This is a genomic window from Streptococcus suis, assembly GCF_002960445.1.
GTDB classification, from domain to species: domain Bacteria; phylum Bacillota; class Bacilli; order Lactobacillales; family Streptococcaceae; genus Streptococcus; species Streptococcus hyiners.
Genome location: NZ_POJD01000358.1, coordinates 147,808 through 169,710, shown reverse-complemented (window position 1 = coordinate 169,710; position 21,903 = coordinate 147,808). Strand labels below are relative to the sequence as shown.

The 21,903-nt window shown below is 40.8% G+C and carries 24 protein-coding genes; 6 read left to right on the top strand and 18 right to left on the bottom strand.

Annotation, left to right across the window (positions count from 1 at the left end; translation table 11 throughout):
* Positions 1-189: 189 nt before the first annotated feature.
* From C1G53_RS12045 to C1G53_RS11980, 14 genes are all read right to left on the bottom strand, one after another.
* Positions 190-900, bottom strand: a complete 711-nt coding sequence (locus C1G53_RS12045; RefSeq protein WP_002937288.1) for an ABC transporter ATP-binding protein — start codon at positions 898-900, stop codon at positions 190-192.
* Positions 900-1,664 (bottom strand): ABC transporter ATP-binding protein, encoded by a 765-nt coding sequence (locus C1G53_RS12040; protein WP_105107888.1) that lies wholly within the window; start codon positions 1,662-1,664, stop codon positions 900-902. The genes C1G53_RS12045 and C1G53_RS12040 overlap by 1 nt, the downstream gene beginning before the upstream one ends.
* Positions 1,664-2,611, bottom strand: coding sequence for a branched-chain amino acid ABC transporter permease (locus C1G53_RS12035; RefSeq protein WP_105118805.1), 948 nt, complete (start codon positions 2,609-2,611; stop codon positions 1,664-1,666). Before C1G53_RS12035 ends, C1G53_RS12040 begins: the two co-directional genes overlap by 1 nt.
* A gap of 2 nt (positions 2,612-2,613) precedes the next feature.
* Positions 2,614-3,501, bottom strand: a complete 888-nt coding sequence (locus C1G53_RS12030; protein WP_105118804.1) for a branched-chain amino acid ABC transporter permease — start codon at positions 3,499-3,501, stop codon at positions 2,614-2,616.
* A gap of 162 nt (positions 3,502-3,663) precedes the next feature.
* Entirely contained in the window at positions 3,664-4,833 is a 1,170-nt protein-coding gene (locus C1G53_RS12025) for an ABC transporter substrate-binding protein (RefSeq protein ID WP_105118803.1), read from the bottom strand.
* Positions 4,834-4,984: 151 nt separating this feature from the next.
* Positions 4,985-5,251 (bottom strand): YlbG family protein, encoded by a 267-nt coding sequence (locus C1G53_RS12020; protein WP_105118802.1) that lies wholly within the window; start codon positions 5,249-5,251, stop codon positions 4,985-4,987.
* Positions 5,252-5,360: 109 nt separating this feature from the next.
* On the bottom strand, positions 5,361-5,951 hold the full coding sequence (locus C1G53_RS12015) for an ATP-dependent Clp protease proteolytic subunit (RefSeq protein WP_105118801.1): 591 nt from the start codon (positions 5,949-5,951) through the stop codon (positions 5,361-5,363).
* Between the two features lie 126 nt (positions 5,952-6,077).
* Complete coding sequence (upp, locus tag C1G53_RS12010) at positions 6,078-6,707, bottom strand: uracil phosphoribosyltransferase (protein ID WP_105107882.1); 630 nt, start codon at positions 6,705-6,707, stop codon at positions 6,078-6,080.
* Positions 6,708-6,789: 82 nt separating this feature from the next.
* The gene (locus tag C1G53_RS12005) at positions 6,790-8,406 is read right to left on the bottom strand and encodes a glycoside hydrolase family 13 protein (RefSeq protein WP_105118800.1); all 1,617 of its coding nucleotides are present in this window, start codon (positions 8,404-8,406) and stop codon (positions 6,790-6,792) included.
* Between the two features lie 71 nt (positions 8,407-8,477).
* Entirely contained in the window at positions 8,478-9,926 is a 1,449-nt protein-coding gene (gene gtfA / locus C1G53_RS12000) for a sucrose phosphorylase (RefSeq protein WP_105118799.1), read from the bottom strand.
* Positions 9,927-9,995: 69 nt separating this feature from the next.
* The gene (locus C1G53_RS11995) at positions 9,996-10,826 is read right to left on the bottom strand and encodes a carbohydrate ABC transporter permease (protein WP_009910491.1); all 831 of its coding nucleotides are present in this window, start codon (positions 10,824-10,826) and stop codon (positions 9,996-9,998) included.
* Positions 10,827-10,836: 10 nt separating this feature from the next.
* Positions 10,837-11,709 carry a carbohydrate ABC transporter permease gene (locus tag C1G53_RS11990; protein ID WP_161941432.1) on the bottom strand — a complete coding sequence of 291 codons (873 nt, stop codon included), beginning with the start codon at positions 11,707-11,709 and terminating at the stop codon, positions 10,837-10,839.
* Positions 11,710-11,844: 135 nt separating this feature from the next.
* A complete protein-coding gene (locus tag C1G53_RS11985; RefSeq protein ID WP_105118797.1) occupies positions 11,845-13,083 on the bottom strand; it encodes an extracellular solute-binding protein in 1,239 nt (412 codons plus the stop codon).
* Positions 13,084-13,095: 12 nt separating this feature from the next.
* Complete coding sequence (locus tag C1G53_RS11980) at positions 13,096-15,264, bottom strand: alpha-galactosidase (RefSeq protein ID WP_238139148.1); 2,169 nt, start codon at positions 15,262-15,264, stop codon at positions 13,096-13,098.
* A 117-nt stretch (positions 15,265-15,381) separates the two neighbouring features.
* On the opposite strand from C1G53_RS11980, the gene C1G53_RS11975 reads away from it, so the two are divergent.
* Positions 15,382-16,230, top strand: coding sequence for an AraC family transcriptional regulator (locus C1G53_RS11975; protein WP_105118795.1), 849 nt, complete (start codon positions 15,382-15,384; stop codon positions 16,228-16,230).
* 58 nt (positions 16,231-16,288) lie between these two features.
* Here the strand turns inward: C1G53_RS11975 and C1G53_RS11970 are convergent, their stop codons facing one another.
* Both C1G53_RS11970 and C1G53_RS11965 read right to left on the bottom strand, forming a co-directional pair.
* On the bottom strand, positions 16,289-17,449 hold the full coding sequence (locus C1G53_RS11970) for a MalY/PatB family protein (protein WP_105118794.1): 1,161 nt from the start codon (positions 17,447-17,449) through the stop codon (positions 16,289-16,291).
* A gap of 3 nt (positions 17,450-17,452) precedes the next feature.
* Positions 17,453-18,544 (bottom strand): cystathionine gamma-synthase, encoded by a 1,092-nt coding sequence (locus C1G53_RS11965; protein ID WP_105118793.1) that lies wholly within the window; start codon positions 18,542-18,544, stop codon positions 17,453-17,455.
* A 202-nt stretch (positions 18,545-18,746) separates the two neighbouring features.
* On the opposite strand from C1G53_RS11965, the gene C1G53_RS11960 reads away from it, so the two are divergent.
* The 5 genes from C1G53_RS11960 (at position 18,747) to C1G53_RS11940 (ending at position 20,632) form a co-directional block, all read left to right on the top strand.
* On the top strand, positions 18,747-19,013 hold the full coding sequence (locus tag C1G53_RS11960) for a hypothetical protein (protein WP_105118792.1): 267 nt from the start codon (positions 18,747-18,749) through the stop codon (positions 19,011-19,013).
* 12 nt (positions 19,014-19,025) lie between these two features.
* On the top strand, positions 19,026-19,280 hold the full coding sequence (locus C1G53_RS11955) for a hypothetical protein (protein WP_105118791.1): 255 nt from the start codon (positions 19,026-19,028) through the stop codon (positions 19,278-19,280).
* A gap of 10 nt (positions 19,281-19,290) precedes the next feature.
* Entirely contained in the window at positions 19,291-19,542 is a 252-nt protein-coding gene (locus tag C1G53_RS11950; RefSeq protein WP_105118790.1) for a hypothetical protein, read from the top strand.
* Positions 19,543-19,620: 78 nt separating this feature from the next.
* A complete protein-coding gene (locus C1G53_RS11945) occupies positions 19,621-20,370 on the top strand; it encodes a tRNA1(Val) (adenine(37)-N6)-methyltransferase (RefSeq protein ID WP_105118789.1) in 750 nt (249 codons plus the stop codon).
* Entirely contained in the window at positions 20,360-20,632 is a 273-nt protein-coding gene (locus C1G53_RS11940) for a GIY-YIG nuclease family protein (RefSeq protein ID WP_105118788.1), read from the top strand. The genes C1G53_RS11945 and C1G53_RS11940 overlap by 11 nt, the downstream gene beginning before the upstream one ends.
* A 14-nt stretch (positions 20,633-20,646) precedes the next feature.
* Here the strand turns inward: C1G53_RS11940 and C1G53_RS11935 are convergent, their stop codons facing one another.
* Both C1G53_RS11935 and C1G53_RS11930 read right to left on the bottom strand, forming a co-directional pair.
* Positions 20,647-21,258 carry an FMN-dependent NADH-azoreductase gene (locus C1G53_RS11935; RefSeq protein WP_105118787.1) on the bottom strand — a complete coding sequence of 204 codons (612 nt, stop codon included), beginning with the start codon at positions 21,256-21,258 and terminating at the stop codon, positions 20,647-20,649.
* Positions 21,259-21,380: 122 nt separating this feature from the next.
* A complete protein-coding gene (locus C1G53_RS11930) occupies positions 21,381-21,788 on the bottom strand; it encodes a GNAT family N-acetyltransferase (protein ID WP_105118786.1) in 408 nt (135 codons plus the stop codon).
* Positions 21,789-21,903: the final 115 nt, after the last annotated feature.

The following is a 21,903-nucleotide window of genomic DNA, read 5'->3' as shown; positions in this document are numbered from 1 at the left end:
AAAGAAAACCGCTTACCAGCGGTTCTCATTTCCAACCTAAAATGAGGCGTCAGCCTCGGGGGACAAACCAGCAACTTGCGTTACTGGTTTTCCTATTTCCAACCTAAAAAGGTCCCCCGGACCTTGATATAAAGAAAAACGCCTGCCGGCGTTTCTCATTTCCAACCTAAAAAGGTCCCCCGGACCTTTTTAGCCACCCAGATATGCTTTTTTAACTTCTTCTGAGGCGAGGAGTTCTTTTCCTGTTCCTGAGAGGACGACTTTTCCTGTTTCTAGTACATAGCCGCGGTCTGCGATAGCAAGTGCTTTGTTGGCGTTTTGTTCGATCAAGAGAACGGTTGTTCCTTGTTTTTGGATATCTTGGATGATATCAAAAATTTCTTGAATGAAGATTGGCGCCAAGCCCATTGACGGCTCATCAAGGAGCAAGAGCTTTGGTTGGCTCATCAATGCCCGTCCCATAGCAAGCATTTGTTGCTCACCACCTGAAAGGGTAGCGGCATCTTGGTTCTTCCGTTCTTCCAAACGTGGGAAACGTGCGAAGATTTTTTTCAAGTTAGCTTGGTTTTCTTCACGGTTGTTGCGAAGGAAGGCACCCATTTCCAAGTTTTCCATAACGGTTAAGCCTGCAAAGACATGACGACCTTCTGGTACTTGTGACAAACCGTCCGCAACGATTTTACGGGCAGGAACTTTTTGAATTTCATTTCCTAGGAAAGAAATCGTTCCAGCTGACGGACGGACAAGACCTGAAATGGTACGGAGGATAGAGGTTTTACCAGCACCATTGGCACCAATTAAGGTTACAACTTCTCCCTCGTTGACCTCGAAACTGACATCTTTTACAGCTTCGATAACGCCATAGTTGACAGAAAGATTTTTAACTTCTAACATTGCCATTATGCTTCACCTCCAAGGTAGGCTTCAATTACACGCTTGTTATTGCGAATTTCTTCAGGAGTACCGTGGGCAATCAAGCGACCGTATTCCAATACATAGATACGCTCAGTAACTTCCATGACCAAGCTCATATCGTGTTCAATCAAGATAATGGTGATACCAAATTCTTCCTTAATTTTACGGATGAGTTGGGTCAATTCTGCCGTTTCCTGCGGGTTCATACCAGCCGCTGGCTCATCCAAGAAAAGAATTTTCGGATCGGTCGCAAGGGCGCGAACGATTTCCAAACGACGTTGTTGACCGTAAGGAAGGTTCTTAGCCAGCGTATCCGCATCGCCATCCAAATCGAAAATTTTCAAGAGGTCAATCGCCTTGTTTTTCAACTCTTCTTCATTTTTGTAGAAGGCAGGCAAACGAAGGAAACTTGCCAAGACTTCTGCTTTACCATGATTACCAAGACCAATCAAGACATTTTCCAAAACTGTCATATTTTTGAACAAACGGATGTTTTGGAAGGTACGACCAAGACCAAGAGAGGCAATCTTAGAAGGAGCCTTACCATTCAAAATAGTACCAGCAAGGGAGATTGTTCCCTCGCTTGGCTCATAAACACCTGTCAAAAGGTTGAAAAGGGTTGTCTTACCAGCACCGTTAGGACCGATAAGACCGACCAATTCACCCTCATGAAGTTCCATGGTCACATCACCAACGGCAGTCAAACCACCGAAGTTTTTGGTTAAATTTTTTACTTCTAGCAATGCCATTACTTAACCTCCTTCTTCTTGAGTAGGGCTGCCACGCTAAATTCCTTAGTTCCCAACAAACCGCCTGGACGGAAGATCATCAAGAGGATAAGGGCCAATGAGTAGATAATCATGGCGATGTCTGAGTAGCTCTTGAGGAATACGTTCAAGATACCAAGTACAATCGCTGCCACAAAGGTACCTGTGATAGAACCCAAACCACCCAATACGATGATGATCAAAACGTTAACAGATGTCATGAAAGCGAAGTCTTTAGGAACGATGGTACCTACATAACCTGCATGAAGACCACCTGCAATAGCCGCTGTCATAGCACCGAATACAAAGGCAGATACCTTCACAAATGTTGGGTTAACACCAACTGATTCTGCTGCAATCTCATCTTCACGAACAGAAATAGTTGCACGTCCCATAGGACTACGCAAGAAGTTGACCGTTACAAGAGTTGTGATAATCACAAAAATATAAACCAAAGGCCAGCTAGTAAAGAGAGGAATAGACATGATACCAGCCGCACCGTTTGTGACACTACCACCATTGATAATCAAAATACGGATAATTTCAGCAACACCAAGGGTCGCAATGGCAAGGTAGTCACCTTTCAAACGAAGGGTTGGCAGACCAACCAAGAGGGCAACAGCGCCCGCAAGCAACATACCGACAAGCAAGGCGATAGCGAAGCCACCATAAGTTGGCATCATCTTACCAAGAATACCCACTGCGTAAGCACCAATGGCCATGAAACCAGCATGACCAAGAGAGAACTGACCTGAGAATCCAACAATGAGGTTTAGACCCACTGCCAAGATAATTTGAATTCCGATTTGTTGTACAATCTGAATATAGTAGAAGTTGAGAATACCAGCTGCAACTAAGCCTTGAATAAGACCAAAACCAGCCAATAAGATAGCCAACCAGATTGCATTCACTTTAAGATTTTGCTTCATGGTTACACCTTCTCTTTCACGTTCTTACCAAGGATACCGCTTGGACGCACCAAGAGGATGACAATCAATACTGTATACACAATTGCATCACGGAATGTATCCAAACCAATCACATAGGTAAATGTTTCAATAATACCGATAACGAAACCACCCAGAGCAGCACCAGGAATAATACCGATACCTCCAAGTACCGCTGCTACGAAGGCCTTCAAACCAGGAGTCATACCCATCAAAGGCTCGATTTGGTTGTAGTAAAGACCAAGGAGAACACCTGCAGCACCAGCAAGTGCTGAACCCAGCGCAAATGTAAAGCTAATAGTACGGTTTACGTTAATCCCCATCAATTGCGCCGCATCGCTATCCACAGAAACAGCACGCATGGCTTTACCCATCTTGGTACGTTTTACAATCAATTGCAGAGCAACCATCAAGGTCAAGGCTACTCCTAGGATAATCAACTGGATATTGGTCACTGAAACTGGACCAAGATTGAAGGTCACAGCCTCCATAGCTTGTGGAAAGGCTTTTACATCAGCTGAAAATAATTTAATCATTCCATATTCTAAGAAGAAGGAAACACCGATGGCTGTAATCAAGGCCGCAATACGAGTTGAGTTTCTCAATGGACGATAGGCCAAAAATTCAATGACCACACCAAGAGTAGCTGTTCCAACCATTGCCAAGACTAAGGCAACAAAGAAACGGAGGCTACCATCTGCAATAAAGGTTAAATTATTCAATAGGAAGTAACCCATAAAGGCTCCCATCATGTAGAGGTCCCCGTGGGCAAAGTTAATCAGTCTGATAATTCCGTACACCATGGTATAACCAAGGGCCAAGAGGGCATATACAGAACCAAGAATCAAACCATTGACAAGTTGTTGAAGCATAGGTTCACCAATCTTTCTAAATATTTTTCAAGCTCAATAAGCATTGTTACATTATACAAAATTTTCTGAAAATAGGCAAGTTTTATTATATTTTTTAATCTTTTAAAAATAGGCTAGTCAATTCAAGGGAAAAAGAGGGAAATTCCCTCTTTAACTTGCTTATTATTCTGCTGAAATTGTATCAACTGATGTCTGCTCTCCATCTGTCAAACCAACAATGTAAACTGATTTCACAACATTGTGCTCTGCATCAACTGACATAGTACCTGTTACACCTTCGAAATCTTTCAAAGCTGCAAGGTTGTCTTTAAGAGCTTTTGAATCTGCTGCACCTTCTGCTGCTTTTGCTGCCATATAAACTGCATCATAAGCAAGGGCTGCAAACATATTTGGCTCTTCGTTGTATTCTTTCTTATAAGCTTCGCTGAAAGCTTTCGCTTTATCACTAGCTGAAGTTACATAACCTGAAAGGTAGTAAACGTTTGTTGCTGCTGAAGCAGTTGCCAATTCAGTGAACTGTGGTGAGTCGAAACCATCTGAACCAAGGACTGGTTGGGTGATACTTAGACCACGTGCTTGTTTAACGATTGTACCAGTTTCATTGTAGTAACCTGGCATAACAATTGCATCAAACTCAGCATCTTTCAATTTAGTCAAAGCTGCTTGGAAATCTTTATCGCCTGAAGCAAATGTGATTTCAGAAACAATCTCACCTGCGTAAGCTTTCTTGAAGGCTTCTGCTACACCCTTACCATAGTCAGAAGAGTTGTCATAGTAAAGAACAACTTTCTTAGCTGACAAGTTTTCTGTCGCATACTTAGCCATTACTTGACCTTGGTATCCATCTGTAAAGGTTGCACGGAAGAAGTAGTCTTGTACTTCACCTTTGTCATTTACAACCAAGTTTGTTTGTGTACCAGAAGGTGTAATCATTGGAACACCTGCTGACGTCAAAGCGGGAATAGAAGCTGCTGCTGCACCAGATGTTGCAGGACCAATTACAATATTTGCTCCTTCACTTGCCAAACTAGTTGCAACTGTTGCCGCTTCTGCAGTTTCAGATTTGTTATCTTTAGTGATAACTTCAATCTGCTTACCACCGATACCACCAGCTGCATTGATTTCTTTGACAGCAAGGTTTGCACCTTTTTCTTCATTTTGACCATAAGATGATACGGCACCTGACAACTCCAAGTTATAACCAATCTTGAAAGTATCACCGATAGCAGCACCTTGTGCTGAGCTATTTGTTGATGAAACGGTACCACAGGCAGCAAGCAGGGCTGCTGAGGCAAAGGTAGCAAGAGCTACTGCAAATTTTCTTGTTTTCATGAAAACTCCTTAAATCTTTCTTAAATTTTGCGATGTATCTAATATACTGAATTATCAGAAAATTGTCAACAAAAAAAGAAAAATTTTTAAAAAAATATTTTTCCACAAAAAAGCGAGTAGACCCAACCTTGACTACTCACTCATTTCACCATTAAATAATTGGTTCCTCTTCCCGCCACAAGCTACCAACGAAATTTTGATCTAGCTCCTTAATATAGGAAGGAAGAACCCTCTTAACAAATTTTTCCTTTTTTAATTTTTGGATGATAAGCTCAGACTGATCCATATCCAAATAAATCAGAACATAACGCAATTTCTTTGAATGATAATGGATATCTCCGTACTGATTTAGCTTTCTAGCATCTCGATTGTAATGCAAATACACAGTTAGGCAGGTCCGTTCTCTCTTCTCAAACATGATTTCTCCTCTAAAACTTCTCTTGTTTTATTATACCTTTTTCAGAGGAAAATGAAAAGGTCAAACTTAGCGGAATGGAAAAAGGAGGCTCAAACGCCTCCTCATCCGCTTATTTTGTTTTTGTATTGTCCATAATTTGGTCAATAAATCCGTAAGCTAGTGTTTCTTCTGCTGTCATCCAGTAATCGCGCTCGGCATCCTTGTGAATTTGTTTCACAGTTTTACCAGAATTGTCTGCCAAGATTTTTTCCAATTTGTTACGGGTTTTGAGCAAGTGTTCTGCAGCGATGGCCATATCCGTTTGCTGGGTACCACCACCAGTTCCACCCATTGGTTGGTGAATCATGTATTCTGCATTTGGCAACATGAAACGTTTGCCTTTGGCACCACTTGAGGCAATGATCGTTCCCATGCTAGCTGCTGTCCCCATAACGATGGTTTGCACATCAGCCTTGATAAAGTTCATGGTATCAACAATAGCAAGACCTGCTGACACAGATCCACCAGGGGTATTTACATATAGGTAAATATCTTTGGTAGGGTCTTGGGCATCAAGGAAAAGCAACTGGGCAATGATAGAGTTTGCCATGTTGTCTTCAACTGGTCCTGTCAACATGATAATACGGTCTTTAAGCAAACGCGAATAAATATCATACGAACGCTCTCCACGACTGGTTTGTTCAATAACTACTGGAATCATACGAATCCTCCTTCATTTCAATAACAAGTATGAACCCATTATATAGAATTAGTCAACATTGGTCAAATAAAAACCACGTTTTCAATAGATGAAAAAAGAAACCAGACAAACTGGTTTCTAGTATCATTATTTTGTACCGAACAAACGGTCACCAGCATCGCCAAGACCTGGAACGATATAGCCTTTTTCATTGAGTTTTTCATCCAAGGCCGCAGTGTAGATGTCGATATCTGGGTGAGCTTCTTGAAGAGCTTTGACACCTTCTGGCGCTGAAACAAGGGCGACAAATTTGATATTTGAAGCGCCACGTTTTTTCAACGAATCCACTGCAAGGATAGCTGAACCACCTGTGGCAAGCATTGGATCAACTACCAAAATATGGCGTTGGTCAATGTCTTCTGGCAATTTCACAAGGTATTCAACTGGTTGAAGGGTTTCTTCATCACGGTACATACCGATATGCCCAACCTTTGCAGCTGGTACAAGGCTAAGCAAACCATCAACCATTCCAACACCTGCACGAAGGATTGGTACAATGGCCAATTTCTTACCAGCAATTTGCTTTTGAACCGTCTTAGTAATTGGTGTTTCAATTTCCACATCTTCAAGTGGCAAGTCACGCAAAACTTCGTAACCCATAAGCATGGCAATCTCATTTACCAACTCACGAAAATCCTTTGTTGAAGTCGATGTACGACGAAGGATTGACAACTTATGCTGAATGAGCGGGTGTGAAATGACTTGGAATTTCCCCATGATGATAAAACCTCTCTTTTTTGTTTTTTCTATTTTACCAAAAAAATCGGAAAATTGCTTGAAAGAAGAAAAGAAGTACCATTTATTTTTTGAAAACAATGGCTTCGTAAGGTCTCAATACAGACTTATCAAAAATTACTTTATTATCGTAATTATGCATAAACAAGGAATAGTCCTCAAGTGATAACTCGTACGCTTGCTCTTCACTTGTGAAATTGACTAAAATAATGAAATCATCCTGTTCATCATATTTACGATAAGCCATTACCAAGTCGTTCCCTGTCTCAATCACTTCATATTTTCCTTCAGACATACAAGGATATTCTTTCCGAAGAGCGATTAATTTTTGATAGGTATAGAAAAGCGATTGTTTGTCTGCAAGTGCTTTTTCAACGTTGATGTCTTTGACAGTATCTCCCAAAGCCAGCCAGGCTTGACCTGTACTGAAGCCTGCTCCTTCTGCTCCTGTCCATTGCATTGGACGGCGAGCGTTATCTCGACCTTTGGCATTTATAGAGGTAATCAACTCATTCTTGGTATAGCCATTTTCAATCCGTTCCGCATACATGCGACGTGTTTCGATATCGTCCGCTTGGCTAATATCTGTAATTGGCGTATTAATCATACCAATTTCCTCACCTTGGTAGATATAAGGTGTCCCTGACATAAAATGAAGATAAATAGCCAACATTTTTCCGCTTAACTCGCGAAATGTAGGTCTATCGTCACCGAAGCGAGAAATGGCACGAGGTAAATCGTGGTTATTCCAGAAAAGCGAGTTCCAGCCTTTACCAACCAGTTCAGTCTGCCATTTGGATAGAACCTTATGCAAACGTGCTGGATCAAGCGGTGCTAAATCCCACTTCTCTTTCCCTTCCTGCTGATCCAGTCCGACATGTTCAAATTGGAAAATCATCGAAAATTCTTTTCGGTCAGGATGAGAATACAACTGAGCATTTTCTGGATTTGCACTCCAGGTTTCCCCAACAGTCACTAAGTCGTAAGCACCAAAGGTTTTCTCATTTAATTCCTGAATAAGAGGATGGAGAGTCGGTCCATCGGCTGTAATTAATTTTTCCGGTTCTTTTCCAATCAAATCAATCACATCTAGCCTGAAACCGCCGACACCTTTTTCAATCCAAAAATTGATCATATCCCATATTTCTTGTTTTAGAGCAGGATTTTTCCAGTTCAAATCAGGTTGCTTAACAGAGAATTGGTGGAGATAGTATTTGTTCAGATGTGGAACGTATTCCCATGCAGAGCCTGAGAAGGTCGAGCGTAATTCATTCGGCTCATCAGCCCAAACATAATAATCATAATAGGGATTATCTGGTCCTTTGAGGGCTTCTTGAAACCAGAAATGTTCATCCGAGGTATGATTGAGCACCAAATCCATGATTATTTTGATATTGCGCTTATGGCCTTCTGCAATCAGCTCTTCCATATCTTCCATGGTCCCAAATTCTGGAGCAATTCCTTGGTAGTCACTGATGTCGTAACCATTGTCATCCATGGGGGACTGATAAACAGGACTGAGCCAAATAGCATCAATTCCAAGCTCGTGAAGATAATCTAATCGGCTGATAATCCCTCGAATATCCCCTACTCCATCTCCATTTGAATCTTGAAAACTACGAGGATAAATTTGGTAAATGACGGACTTCTTCCACCAATCTGTTTTTTGTATTTCTGACATTTGATTAATCCTTTCAGCACAATCTTATTGAAGCAAGAAAAAGGGGGATCCCCTCTTTCTATATAATCATATTATAACTCAATTGTGGTCATTTTGCCCTCTTCTATTTCAACAATTTCAAAGGATTTTTCTTTTAGGTTTGCTGTTAGGCGGGCAGATACCCCTGCATCTTGATTATGCCAGAAAATTTCCATACTTGTTTCATCCAACATCTTAACAGAGAACTCTCCGTCGAAAGCTGGACTTGTATTGCGGAATTTAAGGAGTTTGAACAAGGATTGTACCACAGGACGTTGCACTTCCTGCTCAATTTCATCCAAATCATAGTAATGGCGATTGATATTGCGACCTTCCTTACTTGATTCTAAAAGTTCAATATCATTTTCACCTGCTAGTAAACCAACATAGTAAATCTGTGGAATACCTGGTGCAAAACATTGGAGAACACGCGCTAATAGGTAAGCTTGATCGTTATTGCCGAGGGCAGAATAATAAGTACAGTTAATCTGATAAATATCCAAATTATTATAGGCTTCTGTACTATAAATTTTCTTCACATTGGCACCTTGTGCATACAAGGCTTCACGCGTTTCCTCTGTCTCCTCATCCGTCAGCAAATCCTTAACGTCCACAACACCAATTCCATCATGTGTATCAAGAGTTGTAAATTGCTTGCGTGGGCAAATCTCCATCCAGTGAACCAGACGATTGACATGACCTGAATACAAAGCGTGGAGAACCAGCATTGGCAAGGCAAAGTCATAAACATAATAATCCTGTTCCGCAATTTTTTGCTGAATGGTGTAGTGTTCATGAATTTCTGGTAAGATTTCTACATCTTTTGGAGCCAATAACTGACGTGGAAAATGGAGCATTTCCCAAATATCAGGCTCCACAAAGAAACAGTTGGTTCCGATTTTTTTATTAGCATAAGCAAAGGCGTCCAAACGAATAATCGAAGCACCATGATCTGCCAACTGTTCCAGATTTTCTTGGATGAAACAGCGTGTTGTCTCTGTAGTCACATCCAAGTCAATCTGCTGTTCATCAAAGGTACACCATACCTTCTCCTCGCTACCATCAGCAAATGTTGCAATTCGATATGGGGCACGAGGTTTACGCTTATAGATCAAATCAACATCTTCTTGCGTTGGCTCACCATTTGGCCAAAAGTTTTTATAGCGAATAAACAAATCCGCATAAGCTGATTCATCTTTCTTTTCAAGAAAATCAAGGAAATAAGGAGATTTTGCAGAAATATGATTGATCATAAAATCGAACATCAGATAATAGTCCTTGCTCAATGCTTCAATATCTGACCAATCTCCAAATGCAGGGTCCACCTTTGTATAATCCATTGGTGCAAACCCACGGTCACCTGATGATGGGAAGAATGGTAGAATGTGAATACCTCCCACAACATCCTTTAATGGTCCCTCAAGAACTTTTTTCAAATCCTTGAGATTCTTACCTAAACTATCAGAATAGGTAATCAACATAGCTTGGTTTTTAATTTTCATCGATATTCTCCTTTGTAAGCCTTTTCTTTTTCATTTTTTAGAAAAGGTTGAACAAGTCAACCTTTGTAATTATTTGACAGAACCACTTGTCATACCTGAAATAATATGTTTCTGGAAGACAAGGTATACCAATAAGATTGGGATAATTCCCACCACATAGGATGCAAATGATGGTCCATAATCGCTGAAATACATACCTTGGTAATTGTATTGAAAAAGTGGCAAGGTCCACATGCTTTGATCACGGTTCAATACTAGTAAAGGCAAGAGGAAATCGTTCCAGACCCAGAGGGCATTGATAATCAAAACGGTTGCATGCATAGGTTTCATGAGTGGGAAAATAATTTTCCAATACATAGTAAATTTATCACAGCCATCAATAGCTGCCGCTTCATCCATTTCCTCAGGTACAATGGTCTTAATATAGCCAACGTAGAGGAAGAGGGCCTGAGGAACTGCATAAGTCAAATATAGAATAATCAAACCGACAATATTGTTCAAACCAAGGCTTGACATTAATTTGGTCATTGGGAGCATAATCACTTGGAAAGGTACAAAAATCCCAATAATTAAGAAAAAGTAGATAAAATTAAACACTGTCTGGCGTTTCATTTGACGGGCTACGGCGAAAGCTGCCATTGGAATAACAAGTAGAATCAAGCCAACTGCTACAATCGTAATCAAGGCTGAATTGCCAAAATATTGTACAATCCCATCATTAAACAAACGTTCGTAGTTATTTAAGGTGAAATTTTCAGGAAGACCAAAGAAGTTGCTCGTGATTTCCTTAGTTGGTTTGAACGAACTTATTATCGTCACAAGTAGCGGAATAAACATGAAGAGAATACCGCTGAAGAGCACGAGATAGACCCACCAATTTTTCTGTTTTTGAGTATTCATGTTTATCCTCCTAGATTTCAAATTTCTTCGAAATTCTCATCTGAATCAATGAGATGACAATAATGAAGATGAAGAGTACTACAGCCAAAGCATTGGCATAAGAGAATTTATTGTCTACAAAGGCATAGTTGTAAACGAGTAAACCCAAGGATTCTGTTTTGCCATCTGGACCACCACTTGTCAGTGCAAAGATAAGGTCAAATGCTGTCAAACCTGACTTCATTGCCAAGATGAAAACCATACTGATAGATGGTAATAAGAATGGAAGTTCAATATTGAAAAATTGTTGAGAACGAGTAGCTCCATCGATTGCAGCTGCTTCTTTCACATCTTCTGGAATACTTTGTAAACCAGAAAGGAAAATGATAACTGGCATAGCCAACCCTTGCCAAAGTGCCACAAAAATCACTGCTGGAATAACAGTATGCTCCTGTACCAACAAGTTTTCCATCAACCAATCAATATGTAGTAATTCTCCAATTTGTGTGAAACCATAGTTGAACAATTGGACAAAAATCAAGCCTAAAGTAACGGTTGAAAGAACCGCAGGGAAGAAATACCAGGTTCTAAAGAAACCAACAGCTTTAATCTTACGATTGAGGAGACTAGCCAACCAAATCCCTATAACAATTTCTCCGATGACCAAACCAATGGTGAAGATAACGGTAAATGTCATAGACGTATAAAAATCAGGATTCTTCAAGATATCTAGATAGTTTTGAACGCCAATCAAGCTGAAATCTGATGTCAATCCATTCCAATCTGTTAAGCTATAATAGATACCCGTAAATAAGGGATAGAAGAAAAATATTAGCTGTAGACCGATTGGTATGGCAACAAATAGATAGGGCCAATATTTGGCAATAAAACCTTTTTGATTCATCATGGTACTCCTTTTTTCTAAAATATAGTTGCTTAGGGTCAGTTTGAATGGAGTAGTTAGGGGATTTTCAAACCAACCCTAAGCAACTATAAAGAAGAGCTAGGCTAATCTAGCCCTCCTTATAGTTTTCTTGTCTTATTTTTTCATCGGATCAAAGAAAGCATTTAGTTTCTTAACTAATTCTGTAGAATTTGGATTTTTCACAGCTTCAACTGTGATATTCCAAAACTCTTCTTCTGATTCCCACTCAGATTGCAACCAAACTACATGTTTGTCAGTGAAGGCATATTGCGTCACTCCAGCAGTTTCTTCAAACTTACCTTCTGTATCTACACCTTCAACTGAAGTTGGTGAACCATCTACATCATAGTATTTCTGGAGAACTTCTGGACGAGAGAGGTATTCTAGGAATTTTTTAGACTCTTCTGGGTGCTCTGTATCTGATGAAATAGATAGAGCAAGGTCAGCTGCACCAATGGTATAGTCGCCGCCTTCTTTATCACCAGGGAATGTAAACATACCATATTCAAATTCTGGTTCTTGTTGGTTTACAGCTGTAGCTGCCCAAGTACCTTGTGGAAGCATGAGAGCATCACCTGCTGCAAAGGCTGCCACCGCATCTGCATAGAGCGCGCCTGTTGCCCCTTTTTGTCCATTGTCTGTCAACAGTTGTAAGCGTTCTAGAACTGCTTTTGTAGTCGCATCATCTTGAATTGCGCCTTTGGCACTACGGATTAGAATATCTTCTGCGCCATCAAATCCACCTGCAACAGTTACCCATGCCAACTGATGGTAACCGTTCAAGGACCAAGCATCGTTCAATGAAAGAGCAAATGGTGCTGCACTGCCATCAGCCTTGATTTTGTCTACCAACGCTACAAATTCTGCATAGGTAGTTGGAACTTCAAGACCCAGTTCTTTGAATTTGTCTTTGTTATAGTAGATACCATAGGCATTAGCTGTCAAAGGAAGGGTGTAATTTTTTTCATTAACAAGATAAGGCGTTACAGCACCATCTTTTAGATGACTGAGACCTGCATCATCACCAATTTCTAGGAAACGACCATCCGCTGCATATGCTTTGAAGTCCGCATTTTGTGGATAAATGTTAATCACATCTGGCGCTTCATTGTTGGCCATACGGGTTTTCAAAACAGTTCCTGCATCTGGTACATTTGAAAATTTAACATCAATCGTAGGATTTTCTTTCTCAAATTCATCAATAATTTCCTGTAGAGTTGCTTGCATTTCTGGTTTTTGTGAGAAATATTCAATCTCAACCTTATCACTACCACTACTTGCGTTCCCACAAGCTACCAAGAAGCTTGCAAAGGCACAAACTGACGCACATTTTAAAAATGTTTTCATTTTCATTATAAAATCCTCCTAGATTTTGTTAAAAATATATTGTACACTAAAATAATCTTTTTGAACATGTGGCATTGTGAGACCAATGTTCATTAACTCATCCCCGTAGAATGTTTCCCCTAATTGAGGGCATTCATACAAGGCATCTGGGTCAAGTCCTTTTAATTGAACTTGTAAAAGCGGAGCTTCTGATTGAGCCAGTATCTTAACAAATGTAAATACTGCTTGACTTTTATCTTTGTTCACATAGTTTGTAGCCCATGTATTGCTTGTTTTTTTCAAGCGATAAAGCAAGCCTTCTTGAATTGTTGAACGGATAGACTTGTATGTTTGAACTTGCTGACGAATCTCCTCTAGTTCTTCCTGATCAAGCTTTGTCACATCCAACTCATATCCAAAAGCTCCTCCCATCATGGCCACATTCCCACGTGTGGCAAGCGGGGTAATTCGACCGACTTGGTGGTTTGGAACAGCCGACACGTGTGCTCCCATAGAAGAGGCAGGTAAAATCAAACTCGTTCCTTCTTGAATGGAAATTCGACCAATCGCATCTGTATTATCACTAGCCCAAGCCTGTGGCATATAGTAGAGCAACCCGAGATCATTTCGACCACCGCCACCAGCACAGGATTCAAATAAGATGTCTGGAAAACGCTTGGTTATAGTATCCAGCACTTGATAGAGGCCTAAGATATAGCGATGATGAAATTCAAATCGTTGATGATTTGCATAAACAGGTGACATACTTGTGATATTACGATTCATATCCCATTTTACATAATTAATTGGAGCTGATTCCAATATGCTTGAGACCGAATCAATAATATAATCACAAACTTCTGACTTAGTTAAATCCAAGACCAGTTGCTCACGACTGTAAATTGGTTGTCTTCCGTCAATTTGAATGGCCCAGTCTGGATGTTCCCTATACAGATCACTATCAATTGAAATCATTTCCGGTTCAAACCACAGACCAAATTCCATACCAAGTTGGTTGATTCTATCTGCTAGACCATTTAAGCCATTTGGCAATTTCTCCAAATTGACTTTCCAATCGCCTAATGAACTCTCATCATTGTTTCGTTTACCAAACCAGCCGTCATCCAGTACAAAAAGCTCAACTCCTACTTGGCTAGCCGTTTTAGCCAGTTCTACAATCTTATCTTCAGTAAAGTCAAAATAAGTTCCTTCCCAGTTGTTAATGAGAATTGGGCGTTCTTTATGACTAAACTTCGGAGTAACAATATGATTTTTTATGAACTCATGACTGTCTTGTGTCATACCAGTTAAGCCTTTATCAGTGAATGATAAGAGTACTTCAGGTGTTTGGAAACTAGAATGATTGCTTAACTCCCAACTAAATTGTTCATCATTTAACCCCATGCCCCAACGACATGTCTCTAGTGGTGTCACCTCTACAAATCCAGTGAAATTTCCACTATAAACTAATTGAGCAGCATAGACATGACCATTATCTTCGGTTGTTGTTGGATCCGCCAACGCTAAGAATGGTGTTTTTGAATGACTTGAGGCACCACGAATACTTCCAATAGAAAATTTTCCTTTGGTTAATGGTGTTTGTGTCCACTCTTTCTCGTAACCATAACGTCCAGCTAAGCTATGGACTGTAAAATCTTTATGTGGAAAATCGAGGGTAAAAGACAAAGCCTTTTCGATTTTTGTAGCATACTGACCAGTGTGAATGTTCGCAGAGCGACTGAGGTAATTCGCATTCTCAAATACACAGTATTGAAGGGTAACTGTAATGTCTGTAAGCTGATCGTAGAGATCAATCTCAAGACTCTCTACCTCATCCTCAGCCGCAAAACTTGATGGCAGACCTTCTAGTGTCGGTTTTCCTCTTTGAATGCGGTGTCCCTTGTACTTTAAATCCAAGGCCACACCAAATTCATTTCGCAAGTCAATGGCAGCTGTTCGAAAATCACCCAAGCCATTACTAGAATATTCCTGTTGTAAGGTATCCATCGAATAGGTTCTGTTGCCAGAAATCGGACTGGGTGAAAAAGAACGATCTAGATATGTGATTTTGTTTCCCGGACTAAAATGTTTAACCTTTTTTCCGAAATATCTATGAACCACATCCCCTGTTTCCAAGATTTGAATAATATATGAAAACTCTCTCGTTTGTAGGTGGAACAAGCGATTTTCTTCTAAATATTGAATCATGTTCACGCCTCCTATCTCTTTTACATGTTTTATTCTACAAAATGTAAGCGCTTAAATAAATGGTTTTTTGTTATTAGGATATGGTATAATGTTTCCTAACAGGAGACGGAAACGAACATGAACATTTTGAATATCTATAATGAATTTGACAGTCATAATTTTGACTTAAATGTTGACCATTATGGTGCCGAACAGTGCGACAAGAACTACTCCTTTGGACCGACCATTCGAAATAACTATGTCCTTCATTTTATTACGAATGGTAAAGGGAAGATTATAATCAATGGTGAAACAACTGAATTAGCAGCAGGGGATATTTTTGTACTTCCAAAAAATCAATCTATTTTTTATCAAGCAGATGGATTAGATCCATGGACTTATACTTGGGTGGGTTTCAGTGGTTCTAGAGCTGAGACGATCCTTTCTCAGACGCGACTACTAGAAAACTATTATTTACATTCACATCTTGAGTCAGATATATTAAAAAAAATGATTGACATCAATCAAACAGAAGTACAATCATTACCAATGATTACTGAGCTCATTCTCATCGGTCATTTGAATCAATTACTTGCAGCCCTAGTACAAGAGTTTCCAAACGAGTCATTGAAAGAATCCTCTACTCTCGCCAAGAATTACGTCCATCATGCTATTAAAATCATTCACACTCAGTACAACAACCCAATTAAAGTTTCTGAGATTGCTCAGCAACTTGCCTTAAGTCGTAGCTACCTATACAAAATATTCAAACAAGAAACTGGATATTCTATCAAAGATTACATTGTTCAAGTCAAGATGAACCACGCATGTCAACTACTTGCTAATCCCGAACTCAGTATTACGGAAATCGCGAATTCGGTTGGATATTTTGATCCACTTGCCTTCAGCAATGCATTTAAAAACCAATATCATATGAGTCCTAGTGATTATCGGAAATTCAATCTCACTCAGTATGCAAAACAATAGATTCCCTTATGAAAATAAAAGGATGTCTGATTTGAAATCAGAACATCCTTTTTTGATGCTAACCAAATACCCTTGCAATCCGTTCACAAGCTTCTTTTATAGTTTCAAATGGTGCTGCAGCGTTGAGTCGGGCATGATTGAGTCCTTCTTTTCCAAAGGTTTGGCCATCGTTTAGGACAACTTTTGCCTCTTCTCTTAATTTTCGATGGATTTCAACATGTTCCACATCGTAAGCTGAGAAATCTAACCAAACCAGATAAGTCCCCTGTGGTTTCAAGACCTTTATCTTGGTATGGTGGGTCAGATAGTCCGTCACAAAGTCGATGTTTTTCTCAAGAATTGTTTTCAATTCTGCTAACCAAGGTCGACCGTAGCGAAAGGCTGTTTCAGTCGTTATAAGACCAATCGCTGGAATTTCATGTTGGTTATTGACCAACTGTCTCCTCGTGAAAGCCTTTCTCAAGTCTGGATTTTCAATGATGGCAAAGCTATTTTTGGTACCAGCAATATTAAAAGTCTTGGTGGCAGAAGATAAAATGATAGAAAAATCTCTGAATTCTGCATCAACCGTATTAAAACTGTGATGCTTATTTCCGTAAAGAACAAGATCTTGATGGATCTCATCTGAAACCAGCAAGACCTTATGTTTACGGCAGAGTTGACCAACTCTTTCTACTTCTTCCTTGGTCCAAACCCGACCACCAGGGTTATGAGGATTACAGAAGATATAAAGTTTTACCTGATGTTCAATCAAATCCTGTTCAAGTTTCTCAAAATCAATTTGGAATTGGCCATTTTCCACGCGCAAGGAATTAGTCACCAACTGACGATTGTTTAATTTTACCGTGCGGGCAAAGGGTGGATAGACAGGTGTATTGATGAGAACAGCATCCCCCTCTTCAGTGAATGCCTGAATAGCGACCGAAAGCGCCGGTACCACTCCTTCAATTAAAACGATACTCTCTCTTCCAACCTCATAGCCGTGTTGGTCTTTTTCCCAGTCAATAATGGATTGAAAGAGGGAGTCGCTAGCATAGGGATAGCCAAAGATATGTTGGTCCGCATACTGGCGAATGGCAGAGCGGATTTCAGGCAAGGGCTCAAAATCCATATCAGCAACCCAAAGTTGTAAGAGTTCTGGATCCTGTTCACTCGCCTTCCACTTCTCTGAATGGTGACTCAATCGATCAGGTCTTGTTGTAAAATCATACTGGGTCATATATTATCCCTCCAAGGCTGTTTTCAAATCTGCAATCAAGTCTTCCGCATCCTCGATACCAATTGACAAACGAAGAAGATCATCTGTCAGTCCGTAAGAATGACGAGTTGCAGCTGGAATATCTGCGTGGGTCTGGGTAGCTGGGTAGGTAATCAAACTTTCCACTCCTCCCAAACTTTCTGCAAAGGTAAAGACTTGCAAGGTATTGAGAATATGTGGAATGCGGCTTTCATCTAGAACTTTCACAGATATCATGCCCCCTTTGCCTGTATAATAAACCTGCTTGACTGCTGGGCTATTCTCCAAATAGGCTACAATTTTCTGTGCATTGTGTGTAGCTCGTTCCATGCGCAGCGAGAGGGTTTTCAGACCACGCATGAGCAGGTAGGAATCTAGTGGCGAGAGGGTTGGCCCTGTTGTATTTTGGTCATAAAAGAGCTTGTCATAGAGGACCTGGTCATTGGTCATGAGCACGCCAGCTAGGACGTCATTATGCCCTGACAGGTACTTGGTCGCTGAGTGTAAGACAACATCGGCACCAAGCAAGAGAGGATTTTGATAAATAGGGCTATAAAAAGTGTTATCGACAATCACCTTGGCACCTTTGGCATGGGCGACAGCCGAAACCTTAGCAATGTCAAACTCAACCATGAGAGGATTGGTAGGTGTTTCCAGGAATACATAGTCTGTCTGGTCTGTGATAGCAGCCAACAAGTTCTCTTCTGTGTTAGCATAGGTGAAACTAAAGCGCCCCAACTGCTCCTGCTCGTTGAACCAGCGGAAAGAGCCACCGTAGAGGTCACGCGCCGCAACCACCTTACTGCCAATTGGAAAACCATTAAAAAGCAAGACCAAAGCAGCCATACCCGAGCTGGTCACTAGGGCATAGTCAGCCTTTTCAATGGCAGCTAGGGTTTTCTCCAAGCTAGCTCTAGTAGGATTTTTTGTTCGTGTGTAGTCGAAACCTGTTGATTGACCAAATTCTGGATGCTGGTAGGTGGTTGAAAGGTGGATAGGGGAAATCAAGGCCCCTGTTTTCTCATCATTGTTAATCCCTGTTCGGGCTAATAGGGTATCAATCTTATAGTCTGTCATATCCATTTCTCCAATCTAAGTCACTATCTAGTCTAGCATGAAATGAACGATTTGGTGTGAAAAACCTCAAAAAATGCTTATAGAAAAATAGGGTGCCTTGTTATAGTTTATCTTTATAACAATAACCATACTGGATTTACCGATAAATACTTTCGAACCTATAATTTATTTGATATAATAAAAGAAAAAGAGGTGAGTGAATATGAAATTCCAGTTTAACAAGCATTTCTATCGGTACAGTGCCTTTTATTCTATGATTTTTTGGACTTGTTTTTTTCTTTCAGACATTTTGCTAGATCCTTCCCAAACTCCTGCATGGTACAGCCTATTGGCCTGTCTGATTATTTTTATCAATGCCATTCGGGCCTTCTTCTTCAAGGAAGAAAAGGAGCTCACTCGTATGGGCTACATCTTCTATATCGGATTGATTGTGGTGATTATCTATCTGAAATTTATTTTGGGTAAGTAGAAGGAGTTTACTATGTCTAAGAAATTCAACAAAGAATTCTATCGGACTTGGGAATTTTATTTCTCTATCATTTGTATCCTACAAGTGATGGATGCTGCTCTACGTGGATCATTTTGGTTTATCCGTTTTCTCCAGCTTGCTCTCGGGCTCTATGCTGGCTATCTGGCCTTCTTTAAACCACGCAGTTGGATTAAAAAAACATGGCAGATTTTTCTAGTCATTGGCTTTATTGTCAGTTGGACAATCATTTACTTATTTATATTGTGAGGATTTTTCTATGTTTAAGGAATTTAATAAAGAATATTATCGGAGTTTGAATTTTTATCTCATGATACTGTTATTGCTGGGGAGTATCGGAGAATGGCTAAATAAGGGACCTAGCCTCTGGCTTACACTCTTGCTCTTTGCTACGGTCGGTACTGCCCGTAGTGCCTTTTGGTCTAAAGAATGGACCCTGAAAGCAAATTGGCAAATCTATCTCTGTATCGCCTTCTTGCTGGTCGGGGCTTGGATTGAATTTTTTAGTTAATGGTTGAGAGCGAGGTCTTCGCTCTTTTTTCTTCCAAAATGGACAGAGATTTTCTGATAAAGATGGTATAATAAAATCATGCAAAAAATTGAGTTATTAGACGGAGAGCGGATTGACCAGCTCTTCTCGACAGATGTTCAGATTATTCAAAATCGAGAGGTGTTTAGCTACTCGATTGACAGCGTCCTCCTCTCACGTTTTCCAAAAATGCCTGCTCAGAAGGGGCTGATTGTTGATCTTTGTAGTGGAAATGGGGCGGTGGGCCTCTTTGCCTCCACACGCACCAAGGCTCAGATTATTCAGGTCGAGTTGCAGGAACGGCTTGCTGACATGAACCGACGTTCCATCACCCTCAATGGTCTGGAGGAACGGGTTTCGGTTATCAATGATGACTTGGCAAACCTGCCCCAGTATGATTTGCGGTCCAAGGTGGATTTGATGCTCTGCAATCCTCCCTACTTCAAGGTGGATAAACAGTCAAACCTCAATGAAAGCGAGCATTATCTTCTGGCCAGACACGAAATCGCGACCAACCTAGACAGTATCTGCCAGGTGGCCCAACAGGTACTCAAATCCAATGGTCGCTTGGCCATGGTCCACAGGCCCGACCGATTTTTAGATATTTTGGACACACTAAGAACCTACAAGCTGGCTCCCAAACGTATCCAGTTTGTCTATCCCAAGGCCAGCAAGGAGGCCAATATGTTGCTGATTGAGGCTATCAAGGACGGCTCGGTGGACGGTCTGCACATCCTGCCACCTCTGGTTGTCCATGAGGAAAACGGCGACTATACTCCTGCTATTCATGAGATTTATTATGGAAAATAAGGCCTACTTTTACGTCTTAGAATGTGCCGACGGGAGTCTTTATACTGGTTATACGACTGATGTGGAGAAGCGGCTTGCTACCCATAATCGTGGGAAAGGGGCCAAGTACACCCGCGCACGCTTGCCTGTCAGCCTACTCTATCAAGAAGCCTTTGCTAGTAAGCAGGAAGCCATGTCCGCCGAGGCTCTCTTTAAGAAACGCAGCCGACAGAGCAAGTTAGATTATATCGCAGAGATGACTCAAAAACCTCGCTCCAGATAGAGCGAGGTTTTGGCTTAAAATGTTTCCAAAATCTCATCAATTTTGACCATAGCCTCTACAAAAATAGCCTGAGCCTGGCTTGGATCGGCCGATTGTCCTTCAATGAAGACCTGATTGATGTCTTCAAAGCCCAGAAATTCAAAGACAGATTTGATGTATTGGGCTGCTGGATCCTGACCAGCATAGAAACCACCATTAGACTGGATATGGAGAAGTTTTTTGTCCTTGACCAGACCGATGGAGCCTTCTGGTCCATACTTGAAAGTCAGTCCTGCAACGTTAATCGTGTTAATCCATGACACTAACTGGCTTGGAACATTGAGATTCCAGAGAGGATTGACCACAACAATCTTATCTGCCGCAAGAAATTGTTGGGTTAGGGCATTGTAGCAGTCCAAGCGTTCTGCTTGTTCATGGCTGATTTCGATACCTTTTTTGGCTGCTCCCATGGCCTCAAACAAGGGCTTGTCCAAGGCTGGAATCTGATCCTCAAAGACATCTACTATTTCAATCCTATCTTCCGGGTGCAAACTGGCGTACCGAGTTTGAAACTCTTCCAATGCCCGCAAGGCGTAGGACTTTTGTGCGTCGAGGGGGTGGGCCTTTACAATTAATACAGTTGCCATTGTTCATCTCCCTTGTTACTAATTATTGATAAATATATTCTACTCTTTTTGATTTGAAATTCAAATCATTTGCTCGAAGCAAAAGGCTGGTCTCCCAGCCTCTGCTTTTTTAGATTGTCTTATTATTTTAAATAGGTGTAGGCGATACAGTCTAGGCTATCAACAGCTGTAAAACCAAGCGCTTCATAGAAAGACCGTGTTTTCTCTGTATTGTCTGTCAAGAGATGAAGCTGATAAACTTCCGAAAAGTGGGTAATGGCCTGCTCCAAAAGATGACGACCAATTCCCTGACGCTGATAGGTGGGCAGGACCAAGATGTCCTGAATAAAAACGATTGAATAGCCATCACCAACTGCTCGCAAGAGCCCCACGAGACGATCACCGTCATAGGCCGCAAGAATAAACAGGCTATGTTCCAAGGCCTTCTGTAACATAGCAGGCCGGTCAGTATAATTTGTCCAACCAACTGAAGCATAGAGGTCAAGGACAGCTTGAAAATCAAGTTGAGGGTCTTGTTTATAAGTAATCATGATCTTCTCCTTTGTATTGTTTTTTAGAATACAAAGGCTTTATCCATTGTCAAAATGCCCATGGTCTTACCTCCATTATTAGCTACTGTTAGTATAGCAGAAAATTAGACATTAT

Coding starts and splice junctions, on each gene's coding strand:
- C1G53_RS12025 (WP_105118803.1), bottom strand. CDS start 4,833: ATGAAAACAAGAAAATTTGCAGTAGCTCTTGCTACCTTTGCCTCAGCA.
- C1G53_RS11965 (WP_105118793.1), bottom strand. CDS start 18,544: ATGACAGACTATAAGATTGATACCCTATTAGCCCGAACAGGGATTAAC.
- C1G53_RS11935 (WP_105118787.1), bottom strand. CDS start 21,258: ATGGCAACTGTATTAATTGTAAAGGCCCACCCCCTCGACGCACAAAAG.
- C1G53_RS12045 (WP_002937288.1), bottom strand. CDS start 900: ATGGCAATGTTAGAAGTTAAAAATCTTTCTGTCAACTATGGCGTTATC.
- C1G53_RS11990 (WP_161941432.1), bottom strand. CDS start 11,709: ATGAATCAAAAAGGTTTTATTGCCAAATATTGGCCCTATCTATTTGTT.
- C1G53_RS12035 (WP_105118805.1), bottom strand. CDS start 2,611: ATGAAGCAAAATCTTAAAGTGAATGCAATCTGGTTGGCTATCTTATTG.
- C1G53_RS11930 (WP_105118786.1), bottom strand. CDS start 21,788: ATGATTACTTATAAACAAGACCCTCAACTTGATTTTCAAGCTGTCCTT.
- C1G53_RS11960 (WP_105118792.1), top strand. CDS start 18,747: ATGAAATTCCAGTTTAACAAGCATTTCTATCGGTACAGTGCCTTTTAT.
- C1G53_RS11995 (WP_009910491.1), bottom strand. CDS start 10,826: ATGAATACTCAAAAACAGAAAAATTGGTGGGTCTATCTCGTGCTCTTC.
- C1G53_RS11985 (WP_105118797.1), bottom strand. CDS start 13,083: ATGAAAATGAAAACATTTTTAAAATGTGCGTCAGTTTGTGCCTTTGCA.
- C1G53_RS12015 (WP_105118801.1), bottom strand. CDS start 5,951: ATGATTCCAGTAGTTATTGAACAAACCAGTCGTGGAGAGCGTTCGTAT.
- C1G53_RS11970 (WP_105118794.1), bottom strand. CDS start 17,449: ATGACCCAGTATGATTTTACAACAAGACCTGATCGATTGAGTCACCAT.
- C1G53_RS11980 (WP_238139148.1), bottom strand. CDS start 15,264: ATGATTCAATATTTAGAAGAAAATCGCTTGTTCCACCTACAAACGAGA.
- C1G53_RS11940 (WP_105118788.1), top strand. CDS start 20,360: ATGGAAAATAAGGCCTACTTTTACGTCTTAGAATGTGCCGACGGGAGT.
- gtfA (WP_105118799.1), bottom strand. CDS start 9,926: ATGAAAATTAAAAACCAAGCTATGTTGATTACCTATTCTGATAGTTTA.
- C1G53_RS11955 (WP_105118791.1), top strand. CDS start 19,026: ATGTCTAAGAAATTCAACAAAGAATTCTATCGGACTTGGGAATTTTAT.
- C1G53_RS11975 (WP_105118795.1), top strand. CDS start 15,382: ATGAACATTTTGAATATCTATAATGAATTTGACAGTCATAATTTTGAC.
- C1G53_RS12020 (WP_105118802.1), bottom strand. CDS start 5,251: ATGTTTGAGAAGAGAGAACGGACCTGCCTAACTGTGTATTTGCATTAC.
- upp (WP_105107882.1), bottom strand. CDS start 6,707: ATGGGGAAATTCCAAGTCATTTCACACCCGCTCATTCAGCATAAGTTG.
- C1G53_RS11945 (WP_105118789.1), top strand. CDS start 19,621: ATGCAAAAAATTGAGTTATTAGACGGAGAGCGGATTGACCAGCTCTTC.
- C1G53_RS12040 (WP_105107888.1), bottom strand. CDS start 1,664: ATGGCATTGCTAGAAGTAAAAAATTTAACCAAAAACTTCGGTGGTTTG.
- C1G53_RS11950 (WP_105118790.1), top strand. CDS start 19,291: ATGTTTAAGGAATTTAATAAAGAATATTATCGGAGTTTGAATTTTTAT.
- C1G53_RS12005 (WP_105118800.1), bottom strand. CDS start 8,406: ATGTCAGAAATACAAAAAACAGATTGGTGGAAGAAGTCCGTCATTTAC.
- C1G53_RS12030 (WP_105118804.1), bottom strand. CDS start 3,501: ATGCTTCAACAACTTGTCAATGGTTTGATTCTTGGTTCTGTATATGCC.